The sequence below is a fragment of the Kovacikia sp. CALU 1929 genome (assembly GCF_056784235.1).
In genome coordinates this window covers 106,936-122,817 of sequence record NZ_JBXBCF010000059.1, presented here as the reverse complement: position 1 = coordinate 122,817, position 15,882 = coordinate 106,936, and the positions used below count along the sequence as shown (strand labels likewise).

The following is a 15,882-nucleotide window of genomic DNA, read 5'->3' as shown; positions in this document are numbered from 1 at the left end:
CGTGAAGAAACGATATTTGGCTGAAGTAACGGGGATTTCGCCCGAAACCTTTAAGAGGTATCGTCTGAAGGGAATTTGGAAGAAAAACGTCCATTGGATACAGGTGAACTCGCGCTGCACTCTCTACAACCTGCCGCTTATCGTCGATTGGTTTGCTAATCAGGGAGATCCAAAAGCACACGAGCGTGCTATCGAAAACTACTTAGCATCTCTTCCTTCCAATCAACCAGGCAAACGGGGTAGAAGGAGGGCTGAATAGTGAACAACGGATTAAAAAGCGATCGCGCAGGTAGCACTGGCGATCGCTCACAACAAAATTTTTCCTCCCCCCAATATAGCAGCAAACCACCCTTTAAATACTCAAGTCGGCAGCATCCCTGTCCTATTTGTGAGCGGATAAAAGATGGGGATTGCCGTTGGAATGACAAGGTTGTTTTGTGCCACACCTATATTGATAAGGATCCCGGTATTCCTGGCTATGTTTACTCGAAAGCTAAGGATATTTGGGGAGTTTTTTTTCCACGAGGGAATGTTCGGGAAAAGGCTGTTAGACCAGAGGGTAAAAAGGAGTTCCTTTACCCCGATAAGAATGGAAATTTTTTGATAAAAGTCATCAGAACTGATGACGGGACAGGGAAAAAACGAATATGGCAGGAATCCTGGAACGGGAAAAGGTGGGTTAAACAAGTTCTCGATTCAGTGAAGTCTTGTGTACGGCTTTATCGGATTAGTGATCCGATAAATCAACAAGCTGTTGCATCGGGCGATCGTCTACTTATTGTAGAAGGCGAAGGTAAGGTGGATTTGCTGCTGGGACTGGGAGTTCCAGCGACTTGTTCCATTGGGGGAGCAGGCAAGTGGAGGAAGTACGGGTACCCAAATTACCTGGAAGATTTAAAGGGATGCACAGTTGTACTTTGCCCTGATCGAGATCGACCAGGGGTTGATCATTGCCTTGAGATTGAGAAAGATTTTTCTGACTGCGAATGGTTATACCCCTTTCCTGATTCCCCTGTCTGGAAAAACTTGCCCGATAAAGGTGGGTTGGATATTGGTGACTGGGTGACAGACTACAAATTAACAGCAGCGCAAATTATAGGAGCTATCCGCAAGAAAGATGATTGCAGAGCCTTACTCCAGCTTCATCCCGGACAAGCAGAGCGGAAAGCCACCGATCAACTGTTGCTAGAAATCGCAGAAGAAACAACCTGCTTCCATACGCCTGATAAAACTGCCTATGCTGATGTTTGGGCGGATGGTCTCCGCGAAACCTATCCAATTGGGCGAAAGAGTTTTAAACTCTGGTTAAAGCATCAGCTCTACACTCGCTATGGGCGAACAGCAAGTACTGAAGTCTTGAAAAAAGTCTTAGGAGTACTGGAAGCGAGAGCTATCTTTGAGGGCGAAGAACACGAGGTTTATCTGAGACTGGCAGAGTATAAGGGCAAGATTTACCTTGACCTGGGTACTCCAGACTGGAGAGCCGTTGAAGTTGACTCTGAGGGTTGGCGAATTATTCCTGTTCCTCCTGTACGGTTTCGCAGACCTTCTTCCCTTTTACCACTGCCAATACCTGAAAGAGGGGGAACTCTAAAAGAGGTGCAACAACTACTCAACCTGGAGCAGGATTCCTGGATATTGGTACTCACCTGGTTGTTGTTCAGTTTTTACCCTCGGTTTCCGCACCCAATTCTAATTCTGTATGGTTCGCAAGGAACTGGAAAAACCTACAGAGCCGAGACCCTAAAGAAGTTAATTGATCCCGGCAAGCCACTGCTAATCCCTCAGGTTGGTAGTTTGCAGAATTTGGCGATCGCAGCCAACAACCGCTGGGTGATGGCTTACGATAACTTATCTACGTTGGGAGCCGAGCAATCTGACGCATTGTGCCGAATTAGCACAGGTGGAGGATTTAGTACCCGCACCCTGTACGAAAATGATGAGGAGACTTTTTTTGAATTCCTTAGACCCCAAATTCTTACAGGTATCGATTCTCTGGCAACCAGGGGTGATATGTTAGAGCGGTCTCTTCTGATCCGATTATCTGCTATCCCAGAGGAAAACCGGATTACAGAAGCTGAACTAGATTTAACATTTGAGCAATTGCAACCTCGCATTTTTGGTACACTTCTCACCGCCTTAAGCCAGACCCTAAGCGTTCTTCCTTCCACCAAGTGTGTTCGCCTTCCCCGAATGGCGGACTATGCTAGATTTGCGATCGCTGTGGAAAAAGCACTTGGTTTGCCTGCTGATAGTTTCTGGAACGCTTATGGAAACAATAGACAGGAGGGGCATGAAACGGCGTTGGAGTCTTCACTGATCGCAACTGCCATACGGCAGTTTATGGGATATCGTCACCAGTGGGAAGGAACTGCAACTGAACTACTACCAGAACTAGAGAAACTTGTTGACGAGAAGGTGATTAGAAGCAAAGCGTGGGCAGGCAATCCACGATCGCTTGGCAAGGCTCTAACCAGACTTACGCCAGATCTACGGGGAGTTGGCATTGAAGTGTATCAGGGGCACAACTCCAAAAAAAACAGGCGAATCATCCGGTTAGAACGAGTGGACCTAGAAACGTCCGAAACGTCCGGCATGTCCGAACTTGCCGAATCACCAGATCCTACAGGCATTACAGCGATCACTCCAGGTGATGAAGTCACGGACAAGAACTATTCAGAAGATATTTGTGAGGTAGAAATGTCCGAGGAAACGCCTAGCTATACAGCTCCCCAAGTGAAAGGCATTGAGACATTTTCGGACGTTACGGACAAGAAAAAACAAACTGATGCCGCATCGCTGAAGGTGGGCGATCGCGTCATGTATCGCGGTGAGCGATACCCTGTTTATGCTGGTGTGCCCCTGGTGATCCATACCATCGAAGGTAGGTGCGTAGCCTGCGAACGACCGGATGGTGGATTAACAACCTGGCTAGATCTTGGGGATCTGGAACTCTCGTAAAACCTCTGCTATCAGATCAATCTACCAGTTAAAGCGAACCTGCCCCAGGCGGTTCTTTACAGGAGCGACTGTTTCAACAACACTACTGATAAGAGTATTTTCAGTAGTGTTGTTGTGAAAACAGTCCTCCTTCTGGCAGCAAACCCGAAAGATACCTCACGTCTGCGTCTGGAACAGGAGTTGCGGGACATTCGTGAAGGTTTGAGGCGATCGCAGTTCCGGGATCAGTTCGTTCTGGAGAGCCGATTGGCGACACGATCGCAGGATGTGCGACGGGCAATGCTGGAAGTGAAACCGCAGATTGTGCATTTTTGTGGGCATGGCTGGGGAGAGAAGGGCTTGGCACTGGAAAATGACGTTGGGGAGGTGCATTTAGTCGGAACTGAGGCGATCGCTGGACTATTTGGGCTGTTTGCAGGAAGGGTGGAGTGTGTTTTATTGAATGCCTGCTATTCAGAAGTGCAGGCGGAAGCAATTGGACTGCATATTCCCTTTGTAATTGGGATGAATGAAGCAATCGGGGATAAAGCTGCAATCGAGTTTGCAGTGAGCTTTTACGATGCCCTGGGTGCAGGAGAATCGATTGAGTTTGCCTATCGATTGGGCTGTAATGTGTAATAGATCAAACTTGATCTGGCAGAGTTTCCCGGCTCAACCTCTACCCGCGATTCGCGTCTTGACACGCTTTCCCTTGGTTTCACCCAGGATGGTCAGCAGCTCCTCACCCTCTCCAGTGATGGCACCCTGCGGGCATGGCAGATCGACAAAGGACTGGAGCAGGACAAGGGCATGAATGACTTGCTGACTCGCGGCTGTACCCACCTGAAAACCTATTTCAGCAACAACCCAAAAGAACTGGACAGGCTACCCGTCTGTCGAGAAATTCTCAACCGCCAATTATGAAGATGCAACAGGTTTCCACCAGTCCGTTGCCTTTTCTGTCTTCTCCCGACTGGTCAATTGTGAGTAGATCTGATCCGCCGCATCCACCGAATGTCCCAGCAATTCTGCAAATGCCTCATTTTGCTCCCGGTTGCCATATTTGCGTTGCCAGGTAATTCCAATCCGACGAAAATCATGGGGCGTTGTCAGCTTTGGCGTTCCAAACAGAAACGTAGTTGCTCCCACCATAGTGCGGCGCACCAGTGCTGCAAACTCACTCACTGTAAACGGTCTGCCAACATTGTGAACAAAGCGCACATTGTAACTACAGTGGACAAACACAAATTGATGCTCCGTTGGAATTTTGGGTCGCCAGACTGTCAACCACTCATCTATGTCCTGCGTTAAATGGGCAGGCAATCGATACTCCCGTCCTTTGCCAGTCTTTGAACCCGTTTTGTGGTCGTTCAGGGAAAGCTTCACCAAATAGCCATCTGGCTCCCTGAACAGCGTTTTGCCGAGTTCCAGTTCCCGTAATTCCCGTTGCCGCACCGGGCAGTAAGTCAGAATGGCAATGATCAAATACTTCTGCCAACTTGCCAGAATTGCATGGTCTGGTCGCTTGCTCCCACCCGTGACCTTCGCCCTTGCCGGAGCACAACAGAGTTTCAAGTACTTTTCAACCTTGATGCATTGCTCCAGGGAAATAAGCCGCTCCTCCAACCGCAACCGTGATGGTTCCTTCCGCCGCTTCAGGCTAATCTCATGTACCTTGTTGCGAATGGTTTCAACGGCTTCAATATCTCGGTATTTCGATTTTTTAGAACTTTTATAATGCAGCCATTTGGCAACATTCAACGCCAAGCAGCCAGCCAGATGCGCCCAGGCATAGGTGTTGCCCCTGGTATTAATCCCCCAGGCAATAAACTCTTCCAGCAGATCAATATCAATCAGCAAGGACAAATCCAGATCGTCCATTGACCATTCCTCGGTATGTATCAACCAGCCCCAAAAATTCAAAGCGATCTGGTGATATCTGGCGTAGCTGACCAGTCGCAAGGGGGGATCTTGGCGTTTCGGTACTTCGGGAGCCATCAAAAAGTATTTGAACTTGTCCAGTTGTTCCAGCAATTTTGGGGTCAGTTCAGCTTCCTGCAACCCATAGACAAAGTTGCGGTACGATCGCCGCCCTTTAGTTACCTTGGCAACTCCCGTCTTTGCCCTCAGCCGGGGAGCGTACTTGCCATCGTTAACTCCACTGGCATCCTCATACCAATCCTGAGCTGTCATCCATTGCAAAAAGCGGTTGAGTACAGATTTGTAATTTGCGAAAGTACCCTGGCTAATGCCCTCTTCCAATCGTTCAATCGCAGTTTGCATGAAATACAACTTCGCATCCTGAAATTGCTTCACCGTCAAACTTGCCAGAATCTTGTCCAACTGGGAATGATCAATCTCTTTGTACCCAAAACCGGGAAGCACAAATTTCTTGATCACCGTCTTCAGATTTCCAAGCAGTTTTGGATTCAGCTTCACCTGTTCTGAATCGGAAAATAAATCGATGCACTGGGCAACACTTGCCGGAATTTGATCTGGCGTAATCATAATTTTCAAATAGTTTTAGATTCGGCTTTATCTGGTCTGAACCGGAAAGTCAATCGAAGTGTCCAGTGATATTTCCGGGGTTTTGTCTAATTAATTATAGTATGAAATACAGCATAATCCCATGCATAAAATCAAACTTTTGATGCATAAGAGTACTTTTTGGATATTTTCGGATATTTTTGAAAAGCTTTCCTAGAAAGACTTTCATTAGAGCGCAAGAGATTGTTATAGGATTTTATAGAGTGGTTTTCCTAATAGAATCTATGTATATACAATTGGGTTTTTAATAAAAATAATTTGCTTGCGTAAATAGCTGGCAAGACTTCTAAATTTCCGGCTTTTGTCCTCAATAAATCTGATCTCAATTCATTTCCTTTTCGCCATAGTTCGGGATAGTTCTTAAGTTCCTGAACTGCCCCCTCCGCAATCTACTGGCGTAGAGATAGGGGCGCAATTACTTCTCCATTTGATCCGCCAATTTCACAGACACAGTGATATTAATGTCATACCTGTTTAAACGGATTTGTGGGCATATCAAAGTTCAGGACGGGCTTGGCACTGCCAAGCCCGTCCGGGATCCGTTTTGGTTGCAATTCAAATTGGTGTCACCTATCCAAGTCCAGGCTCTATAGTTAAGTATCCCTGGGGGAGCGGGAGGCAATCAAGCCCAGAAGTGTCTGCTGTTCGACCAGATCAATTGAAGCCAAGGGAACGTGAAATTCTCATCTGGCGTCACATGAACAACTTGAGCTGGTGTGAAGTAGGTCAACGGTTAATAGACTGTGGTGAAGGAGCCGTAAGCGAAACAACCCTAAGACAGCAGGGTTGCCGTGCTCTTACTCAGCTAAGGAAGCTATTTCACACCCTGAAACTCCAAGATTCGGAGGGCAAGGCTGCTTAGCTAGGTCAACACGATTTTGATTATGGCTATTCCTCTCAAACTCCTGAAGAGGGAGGTCATTAACCCGTAAATCCCTGGTTATCGGGTCTTTCATTCAAACCCTTTCACTAAAAAAGCTTCCCCACAGGAAGGTTGGTAAAAGGCTGAGAGGTTAGAGAGTCTGCGATCGCTAGCTGCCACCGTAGGGCATGTAGGTACACCGCCAGGGTATAGCCGTTGGTAAGCTGCCATAGGTGTAATCAGTTCCATTCACGGTAAAAACGGTAGTTGATGTCAGGGGAGTGGAGGCACTGCTACCCATCCGGGCAATTCCACAGGCATTGGACTTGACTCTCCGGGTTACAGAGGCGTTGTAAGCCAATTTGTAGTAGGAGCCTGCGGTCTTGCCAACGATATAAATTTTGCCATCGGCAGTTTTGAAGTTGTTAGGGCGAGGTTGCTCCAGGGTGCCATTGACACACTTGGGCAGCAGGTCGGCGCTGAGGGCAGTCGGGTCAACGGTGACACCATCCACTTTGAAGCTGGTAGAGAGGGGAATGGTGCTGGAAGGGGTCAGGCGAACGACTCCACAGGCATCCGCTTTGACATCCTTTTGCTTTTCAACCGAACCAAAGGTAACGGCGACTTCAGCATTGGCACTGCCAGGAGCCAGGTAGACGTTGCCCTCAGTATCTTTGAAGGGGGCGTATTGAGCCAGTTGGGCGAAGGCAGGCAGTTGAGCCAGGAAGGGAGCGATCGCCAGGGTCAGACCGAGAGCAGCAGCGGCTCTTTTCACAAGTGGTTTGTGCATGGGTTTCTCTGTGAAAGGGTTAGATGGGGAGTTAGCTTCCCGCAGTTGGGAACTCTAAACCTTTATTCACCAAGTCTCCTGGGAGACATCGGGGAAGTTACGGAATTGATAGGTTGCGATGTAGGGTGTGTTGAATACGCATATTAATGGGAGTTATAGAGTTCAACTAGCTCTACCGCTGCCTGCTGATGTTTCTTTGCCAGTTCAGCAGGAGCCAGGATTAGCGCCCGGTTCATAAATCGGTTCACCCATCGGCAAAATTCAGTCAGCGATCGCTCTGGCAACTTAATCCGGTAGTCCACATAGGCTGGCTCATTGGTGGTTGGGTCAAGTGGTCCCCGTGTGATCTTCTGGCTTTCATGCCGTTGTTCACCCTCTAATATCACAGCGATCGCAGGCGGAAAGAATCGCACTTTGACCATGACTAAGGGCAGTTTGCCTTGGCGCTCTAACTGTTGCGCTTCTGGCTCTCCGAGAAACAAGCCCCAGCCATTGCTGAGTAACTTGTGGGCGGCTTTCAGGCTCTCTCTTTGTGCCTCTATTCCGCGTCCAACAGGATCAAGTACTCTGGCATGGTTTTTGAAGCGATCGATGCGGGCGATCGCTAGATGATGGGTGTCAATCTCTTCGTAGAGCAGATACCAGAAATTATCCTGATAAATGAGTTGCAAAGGGTAGACCTCTCGATAACCCTTTTGCCCCCGGTACGGATCGCGGATCTGGTACAGTTCCACAGCCAGCCCTTGCACAATAGCGGTTTCCAATGTATCCAGACAGTGAAATAGGGTATCCCGGTTTTCGCGCTTGACCATCATCTCTTCCGGGTCAGTGTAGACGATCGCCCGGTTAAGCTGAGTTTTCACAGGATAGAAAAACTCACCTTTGCCTGTTAGGTCTAGGCTCTTTAAGCGCTGGCTCAATTGTTTGTAAATGCGTCTTGCCTGGGGGTCGCCCTGATAAGTTGCCAGTGATGCTAAGGCATTTATCGCAAGTTGTAACTCTTCCCTGTTTAATGCCCCGGTTCCCAGGTAATAGCCCCAGTCGTGACGGTTTCGAGCCAGAATTTCGTAATCGCGCAGGGTTGCCAAATCCTTCTTCAAGGTGTGGGAAGAGTAAGCCGGAAGCTCAATATTGAGCTGTTGAGCCAGATTTTGGATGTGGGTCTGGAGCGGTTCCAGGGCATCCTCGTCTGGGTGCTCTGAGGCACGACGGCTACCAATGCCGGGATGGTGTACCAGGATGGCGATCAGCAGCATCAAGCGTTGGAAGGAGGCGCGATCGCTGTAGGGATGGAGCGCTGGCTTTTTTGCCATATTGAAGTGTCAAGAAAGATAAAGTATTCATCTAAAAAGTTTCAAATGGCTATAAAAGCCTTCATAAAGAGAGTTCCCCGACTTTGTCAAGAAACTAATAATTATTTGATTTAACTGGAAGATAACTGGGAACTCTCAGTATAGTGCGATTACACGGCAGTTTATAAGGGAGTTCGCTGTGTCCGAATCTTCACCTGTCTACACAGCCATTAGTTTTGCGCCCGTTCAGGGATTTATTGAGAAGTCTCGTAAGTTGCGAGATTTGTTTGGTGCATCCCTGATCCTGTCCTACTTGAGTCAGAAGATTGTTGAGAAAGCAGAAGAGCATCTTGGGAAGGGCAGTGTTATTTCGCCTGGTCTGATTAAGCATCAAGAGGGAATGCCTAACCGAATTTTGGTAAGGGGCGAATTGACACGAGAAATTGTGGAAAAGGCTCTTTTAGGAGAGTGGCAGAAAATCTTGAGAACTTGCCGGGAGTGGGTTGAGGACAATATTGGGATTCCCAAAGACCAGTATCAGTGGTCACAGAAAGAGGATCAGGTTGGGAAAGAAAAAGGGGAGTGGGAACGCTGGGGAAGCCATACCTGGGAGATTTTTATGGGTTGGGGACGACCCGATCCGAGCGATCCTGACAAAAATTTGATCAAAGCAGCAATGGACGACCTGGAAACCCGCAAGCTGAAGCGAGATTGGGTTGCTGTTAACTGGACTGGTGAAAGTTCAAGTTTGTCTGGAACAGATGCGATCGCGTGGCACCGGCTTGGTGAAAAGGATCTCGTTAAGCGGGATCTTAAGGGTGAACTAACATCAGAAGAAAGACGAAAACTAAAACAAGAGTTAGAAGATTTTTATTTCAGACTATCTCAAGCATTAGAAGAAGACTCATCTGATGAGGAGCTACCTCAAGGAAAGTTTCTTCGCTCTAATGAGCGTCTCAGCATTCCCGAATTAGCAAAACGCTTAGTAACTCGATACGAAGGTGTTGGTGAGCATCTAGACGAGTCTTTCAAGGTAGAGAGCTTTTCTGAAATGGTGCGAATGCCCGAACCTGGACAGCTTGGGCACTGGACAGGTTGGTTTATGGGTGATGGTGATGAGATTGGTAAGTATCTCAAGAACCTCAAGAGTGAAGCTGAACTTCAAGAATTTAGTCATGCAATGCGAACATGGGGAAAAGACTTCAAAAAACAGTTTCCTCAAGAGCTAGGCAGAGTTGTCTATGCAGGGGGAGACGATTTCATGGGAGTCATCTATAGCGGAGATCGACAAAAGCCAATTTCTCCTTCTACTGCATTAACTTGGTTGACTCAACTCAACTCTCAATGGACTACTCATAAGCAACCTGTCAGTCTTAGTGTTGGCTTTGTTTGGGCGGGTCATAGTGTGCCCCAGCGGGATGTATTGCAGCATTGTCGAGAAGCAGAAAAACGAGCCAAGAGTTTGGGGCGAGATCGCGTCACAATTCGAGTTGTTTTCAACAGCGGTCAAAAAGTTGAATGGACGTGTCCTTGGGACTATTTGGATATTTTGACGAAGTACCGCGATCGCAACGACAAAACCTGGGGAGATCCAAACCTTAACTGGACTCACCTCTACAGTGATTGGGCACAACTCAAAGCCCGTCATGCTATTCCCATACAAGATCGCTCCGATCAAGTGGACGATCGCATTGCCTTGAAGATATTTGAACTGTATTTCGATGACATAGAGCGTTTTGAGCAGTACAGCCAGGAAATTTTTAAGAAGGATTACACGCCAAAAGCAGTGATTGAATGGCTGGATGGTTTAGTGAATGTGGGGTGGCAATTATGTTCAAATACCTGATTACGATTCAGCCCCTTGGCTTGATGTATGGCAGTGCTGGAGCGTTTCTATCGCCTGAAAATCTGGTGGGGCGATCTGGCACGAAATTTCCACCCGATGCTGCAACCTTATCTGGTTTGTTGTTCAGTGCCAATAAAGAACAAAAGTTTTCTTCCCATAAGGAGCTAGCTGAACATCTTCGTGTTGCAGGTCCATTTTGGGCGTTTGTGGATGCGGAAGATGATTTTTATGTACCCTTGCCACGCCATAAGGTGATTGGTAAAGATGACTATGACGAATGGACAATCAAAAACTACAAATGGTGCTTGAAATCTGAAGGGGAAGATCCCGATCAGGAAGAAGAAAAGAAAAAAGAAGAGTCTGAGTATCGCTGGCTGAGGATTGACTATTGGGATGCGTCAGTAGAGACGATTTATAGCGATCGCACCGAAGAAAGACCTTCCGTAGCTGAGAATCCTTGGAAGATGTCACCATTCTTACATCCTCAGTTGAAAAAGGATGAGCGACATGTGCTTTCAGAGAAAGGGCTATTCCTCGAAAATGCCATTCAGATGAAGGAGGATACTTGCTTAGTTTATCTCTCCAACTATCTCCTAGAAGATGGCTGGTATCAATTTGGTGGAGAGGGGCACATGGTTGAAGTCAAGTCTATGGAACTACATCCTGAAAGTCGAGTTTTGAAACGACTACAAGCTCCCATTCAAAAAGCCTTTGCATTGCTAACACCAGGCATATGGGGTTCAAATCAACTTTCTACCCGTTATCCCAAGCAAGCAGGTTTTGCTGAGGACAACAACAAGATTACTTTGCTGACTGATAAAGCAGTGCCTTATCGCTATCGCATTGGGTATGGCGATAAGCCAGAGAAAAAACAAGATTTCCGAAGTCGCGACTCTGGACGGCTATCCCGTGGGCGCTATGCGGTGCCATCCGGCAGTGTGTACGTCTTACGAGAACCACTCAATGAACCGTGGTGGAACTTTCCGAAAAAATGGTTTCCAGAAAAGGGCTTGCTACAAAAGTTTGGTTGTGGGCTGTGCCTGCCCGTTCACATTGAAGGAGTTGATAAGTAATGTACAAAAAAGCATATGGCGTGATTGAAACCCTGGCTCCACTGCATGTGGGGGCAACCGCTGGGGAAGAAAGCGGCAATTTGAATCTAATTTTCCGCGATCAGTTTACTCAAACGGGCATTGTTCCCGGTAGCTCGATCCGAGGGCGATTGCGGTCTGAGATGCGAAGAGCAACCGATGGAGATGAAGACTATTGGTATGGGAGTGAAGCAGAAGAGGGTGTCCCGGATTCCACCAGTGAATCCATGGTCAAGTTTGAATATGCTTCGCTGCTCTGGTTGCCTGTTTTCTGTCCTGGTCAACCAATTGTCTGGGTCAGTTGCCCCAAATTACTCAAGCGTTACAAGCGTTTTGCCAAGAACTCTGAGAATTTGCCTGATCCTGAAAGCCTGAAATACAAGGGTTCAAGCAAACTTCAAGCACCTACCATTGAAGGTTCACCAAAGTTGTTTTTCAATTTTGGGTTTCTTACGGTTGAAGGAACTGAAAATTTATCATCATGGTTTCCACTAGGTAAGGAACTACCTGCGGTGGTGGTTGGTGATGATGAAATTGCCATGATCCACGATATGGCACTCTATCGCCAAAGTCGTGTCGCTCTAGACAAAGAACAGAAAAAAGTTTCTAAGGGCAAATTCTTCAATACTGAGGCACTACCCGAGGGCACGATCTTGGTTTTTCCTATTGCAATTCGAGAAGAGAAAGCTGAAGCAGACGACGCTCAAGTAAAGAAATGGCAACCCTTTGGAGCAGGTAAAACTAAGGCTGATGTTTACCTGGGTGGTCTGGAATCAATTGGCTTTGGACACTGCGAAATCACATTAGAAGGAGTGTAGGAAATGGGGTGGGAATCGTACAACCTCGATCAAACCGCGCATGATCTCGTGTTTAAGTACCGTAACAGTAGTGAAGCACTCCAGCAATCCTACAAGATGAGATCCGCTGTCGCTTACGGACTCGAGCGTTTTTGGGGTGAGCAACTGCGTTTGAGTGGCGATAAAGAGCAGATTTGGACAGATACCTGGTCTGAGCTACGAGGCATTTTGGCAGGAACTGGAATTCGTTTGCCAGCTAAGAATGCAAATCCTGAAGATCTGTGGAATTTTCCAATACAGCAGCGCAAGATTGCACTCGCCATTCTGATACAACTCTGCGACGCAATTGTGTGGTGGACACAACGATACAAGAAAACTGATAGTGGGTTTGATGGAGGAGATGATGACTGAGGCAAACTATGTTCCCCTCATGTTTCAGGCACAGATTCCTGATCGGGGGAAAATCCAGTATGCAGGTAATCCTGAGCCTGCGTCGAGATGGGTTAATCAATGGTTAAAAGGTTGTCCGCCTGTAGCTGAACAACCGGATGATCAGGTTCCCGTCTGGAAAAGGCAAAAACAGAACCCAACTGTTGAACTGCCTAAGTTTGGAGGTAACGTCAATATCCAGGAATATCAGTTTTCTTGGCGTTTTGTTACCAATAGCGGACAAGATGAAGGTGTTATTCGTCCTGTGATTGGTGCAAAGGGCTTACCCTTCTTCCCTGGTTCCAGTATGAAAGGAGCTTTTAGTCGCGCCTGTGAAACCGAAGAAGATCGTAAGCGATACTGTGGTGGTGAGGAAGTCAACGCACAAGGGGAAAAGTCCACAGTGCCAGGAAAGTTGCGCTTTCATGGTGGCTACCCCATTGATATGGCATCGTGGGCAAAGCGAGATCGCCTAGTGGATGTAGTGCATGGTCAGCAACCTTTTCAGGTGATCAGTAATAGTGAAAGTCACAGTGCTAATGTTCAAATCTCTCTCTATCAGCCCAAGTATAAATTTGGGATTTCAAGTGATGTCATTCCCAAAAATGATCCGGAGTGGGGAAAAATTTGGAATATCTGGGAACGCTCACTTGCAGGAGGTTTAGGGTCTAGAGTTAGTGCAGGCTATGGCTATGTAGAAGAAATTGAGTCACAAGCTCGAAAAATTCTATCCGTTCATCTCAGTGGCAAAGGTTTAACATCACAACTTTTGAACCGTACCCCTGAGTTTCGTCCCAATATGTTCAAAGCAACTTTGCGAGGTCATACCCTGCGAATTTTGGCAGGTATTACAGATGAAACAACTGCAAGGCTAATGACCAATCAACTTTGGGGTGGTATTCAGGGTGGAGCAGTTGTTGGGAGAGTTGGGATCAGCTTTTTAGTCGGTGCTGAGAATCTGAGCTTTGGTACACATACCTATCGACCTCAGAGTAAACCTGTTTCCATGTCAACTTACAACTTAGAGGATGGACGCTTAGATTTACTTCAAGTCAAGCCAATTTCACCTGAACTGAAGCTATTTCTAAAATATCTTGTATGGTTTGCTTGCTTAATGGGCGGCTTTGGAAAATCATGGCGACGTATTCATCATGATATTTTTTACAAGGACTATTTCAGAAATAATGATAAACCCATGATTGGTTGCCATTGGGAAATTTTAGAGGAATCCCAAAAGCTATGGGTTCTCACCAACAACATTAAGCAAATTACGGGTTTCCTAGACAAGGCTAGAGAGAGTGCGATCGCATGGTTGGCATCTGAAAACCAACCAATGGCGGAATACGTTCAAACCTGGCGAGAGGTTTGGCATCCCAACAAAGTCCAAGTTTGGGGCAGGTTGAAAAAGAAGAATGATGATACTCCTCTGAGTGAAGCTGTTCAGTGGTTTCATGGAAACTATGATGCCCAGCAATCTATTAAAGGCTCAGAATTGACAGGATGGTCCGCAAGACGGGGAGTTGACAGTCAAGTTGGAAGAATTTGGCATCGCATGTATCCCCACTATGTCAAGACTAAAGCTGGAAAGCTAGTTCGGATACCAGACGAGTATGTGGAGTTGCTAACTATCTTTCCAGATGAGTCAGATCTATCACAGCAGTTCCTAGATTTTCTGGACAATCACATTAGCTTTGAGCGGCTTTGGGGAGGTGATCAATCATGAATATCTGGATTTTGACGATCGGGAGTAGCGATGTCCAACTCAAGGTTAAGAATAACTGGACAAAATTATTTAGAGAAGGTCGAAGTCAGTTGAAACCCGATCGCGGCTTTAGTCCTCATCCTATTCCAGATAGCGATCGCTTGCGGATTCCTGCCAGAGTAATGGGCGTTATTTATAGCCAACCCCAGGCAAAACTTGACGATCTTGCTTTTCCGCTCATTGACAACTTTATTAATGAAATCAAAACGCAGACAATTGATATCGATAGAGTAATTCTGGTTTTGAGTGATCAATCGGTATTCATCGAGGCAAAGCGGACTCAAAATCATCCCTACTGGCAAGACACTTGTACATTACAAACCCTCTTAGAAAAGTATCTTAAAGAACAATTAAAAGAGGTTTCTCCGAGTTTAGCGTTTCAAGATCCTCCATTGCTTTTGAAAGCCAAGTCAACTGATGAAGGCTTGGATGATTGGAATGCTGTTCTCAAACTTGTGCAGGATGAATTTTCTTTGCTGGATTTTCCAGGTGATGCGATTGTTTATGTTAGCCATCAGGCAGGCACTCCGGCTATTTCCTCAGCAGTGCAGTTTTGCAGTTTGGCGAAATTTGGCGATCGCGTCCAATTCCTCGTCAGTAACGAACAAAACAAAACTCTCACCGATATAGTCGAAAGCTCTACCTATTTACGAGGAATTAAGCGAGAACAAGCTATAAAGCTGCTCAATCACCATGACTATTTAGGGGTTCAAGATTTATTAGTAGAGTATTTAGAAGATGACATAAAAATCTTGCTTGAATCAGCAATTCAATGGAACTTTGCTCACTTTGCTGAAGGCTATAACCTCATTAAAAGTAACAAGCTAATTAAAAAGGATGATAGAAGAAAAAGCTTTGTAGAAATACTGAGCCAAAATCCATATTTTCGTGATCCTGTTGCAAAAAGAACAGGAGACGATAAATGGTGGTGGGCAGCTTATGAGGCTGCTTACTTGAGTTTTATTCGCCTTGAGCAAGGAAATACCGTAGAAGCGGTCTTTCATAGCTTTCGCTCTGTTGAAGGTTTACTCAAAACCTGGGCTGAAAAAAAATATCCTGGAGAGCTTGTCACTACCAAACATCCAAGACATCAAGAAAATCCTCGCTGGGATAGAAATCTTCGTTTATACGGAGAAGATCTATACACTTTTCTAGATATTAAAAGAGAGATCGATCAAACTAAGGACTTTGATATTTGGGTGTTTGGAAATATAGTGATTAAAAGAAGAAATGATCTATTTCACAATATCAAGGGCTTAAACGATCAAGGAAATGTATTTGAAGCATGGCGATCATCCAATGAAACTCAATGGAAAGATCAAGCTAAAGAAAAATGGAAGAGCAGGGTTTTAAATTGTCTCAACTTTATCGTAAGAGAAGATTTTCCTGAAGGATTCAAATTAGAAGATGCCAGTTTGATGGTGAAGGTGCATCGGGAATTGGAAAGGGCGATCGCCGCCCTCTAACCGTTATCCCATCTTTCCCTTACCATAGAAAGACGATCGCCCCTTGCTTTAGCGTTAGAC

Annotated in this window: 11 protein-coding genes; 8 read left to right on the top strand and 3 right to left on the bottom strand. The window is 46.3% G+C overall.

Going from position 1 to position 15,882, the window contains the following annotated elements; genetic code table 11:
- The first annotated feature begins 258 nt into the window (after nucleotides 1-258).
- Both AC1S52_RS08560 and AC1S52_RS08555 read left to right on the top strand, forming a co-directional pair.
- Nucleotides 259-2,961, top strand: coding sequence for a hypothetical protein (locus tag AC1S52_RS08560; RefSeq protein WP_482028608.1), 2,703 nt, complete (start codon nucleotides 259-261; stop codon nucleotides 2,959-2,961).
- A gap of 114 nt (nucleotides 2,962-3,075) precedes the next feature.
- On the top strand, nucleotides 3,076-3,579 hold the full coding sequence (locus AC1S52_RS08555; protein WP_482028607.1) for a CHAT domain-containing protein: 504 nt from the start codon (nucleotides 3,076-3,078) through the stop codon (nucleotides 3,577-3,579).
- A gap of 279 nt (nucleotides 3,580-3,858) precedes the next feature.
- Here the strand turns inward: AC1S52_RS08555 and AC1S52_RS08550 are convergent, their stop codons facing one another.
- The 3 genes from AC1S52_RS08550 to AC1S52_RS08540 all read right to left on the bottom strand — a co-directional run bounded on the left by AC1S52_RS08550 (nucleotide 3,859) and on the right by AC1S52_RS08540 (nucleotide 8,452).
- Complete coding sequence (locus tag AC1S52_RS08550; protein ID WP_482028606.1) at nucleotides 3,859-5,448, bottom strand: site-specific integrase; 1,590 nt, start codon at nucleotides 5,446-5,448, stop codon at nucleotides 3,859-3,861.
- A 1,070-nt stretch (nucleotides 5,449-6,518) separates the two neighbouring features.
- Nucleotides 6,519-7,139 (bottom strand): hypothetical protein, encoded by a 621-nt coding sequence (locus AC1S52_RS08545; RefSeq protein WP_482028605.1) that lies wholly within the window; start codon nucleotides 7,137-7,139, stop codon nucleotides 6,519-6,521.
- A 143-nt stretch (nucleotides 7,140-7,282) separates the two neighbouring features.
- Nucleotides 7,283-8,452, bottom strand: coding sequence for a helix-turn-helix transcriptional regulator (locus tag AC1S52_RS08540; RefSeq protein ID WP_482028604.1), 1,170 nt, complete (start codon nucleotides 8,450-8,452; stop codon nucleotides 7,283-7,285).
- A 178-nt stretch (nucleotides 8,453-8,630) separates the two neighbouring features.
- On the opposite strand from AC1S52_RS08540, the gene AC1S52_RS08535 reads away from it, so the two are divergent.
- The 6 genes from AC1S52_RS08535 to AC1S52_RS08510 are packed head-to-tail and all read left to right on the top strand — an operon-like array spanning nucleotide 8,631 to nucleotide 15,822.
- Complete coding sequence (locus AC1S52_RS08535; protein WP_482028603.1) at nucleotides 8,631-10,277, top strand: Cas10/Cmr2 second palm domain-containing protein; 1,647 nt, start codon at nucleotides 8,631-8,633, stop codon at nucleotides 10,275-10,277.
- Nucleotides 10,226-11,350 carry a type III-B CRISPR module-associated Cmr3 family protein gene (locus tag AC1S52_RS08530; RefSeq protein WP_482028602.1) on the top strand — a complete coding sequence of 375 codons (1,125 nt, stop codon included), beginning with the start codon at nucleotides 10,226-10,228 and terminating at the stop codon, nucleotides 11,348-11,350. Before AC1S52_RS08535 ends, AC1S52_RS08530 begins: the two co-directional genes overlap by 52 nt.
- Nucleotides 11,350-12,186 (top strand): type III-B CRISPR module RAMP protein Cmr4, encoded by an 837-nt coding sequence (gene cmr4 / locus AC1S52_RS08525; protein WP_482028601.1) that lies wholly within the window; start codon nucleotides 11,350-11,352, stop codon nucleotides 12,184-12,186. Before AC1S52_RS08530 ends, cmr4 begins: the two co-directional genes overlap by 1 nt.
- 3 nt (nucleotides 12,187-12,189) lie before the next feature.
- A complete protein-coding gene (locus AC1S52_RS08520; protein ID WP_482028600.1) occupies nucleotides 12,190-12,576 on the top strand; it encodes a hypothetical protein in 387 nt (128 codons plus the stop codon).
- Nucleotides 12,569-14,317 carry an RAMP superfamily CRISPR-associated protein gene (locus AC1S52_RS08515; protein ID WP_482028599.1) on the top strand — a complete coding sequence of 583 codons (1,749 nt, stop codon included), beginning with the start codon at nucleotides 12,569-12,571 and terminating at the stop codon, nucleotides 14,315-14,317. Before AC1S52_RS08520 ends, AC1S52_RS08515 begins: the two co-directional genes overlap by 8 nt.
- A complete protein-coding gene (locus AC1S52_RS08510) occupies nucleotides 14,314-15,822 on the top strand; it encodes a hypothetical protein (RefSeq protein WP_482028598.1) in 1,509 nt (502 codons plus the stop codon). Before AC1S52_RS08515 ends, AC1S52_RS08510 begins: the two co-directional genes overlap by 4 nt.
- The last annotated feature ends 60 nt before the right edge of the window (nucleotides 15,823-15,882 follow it).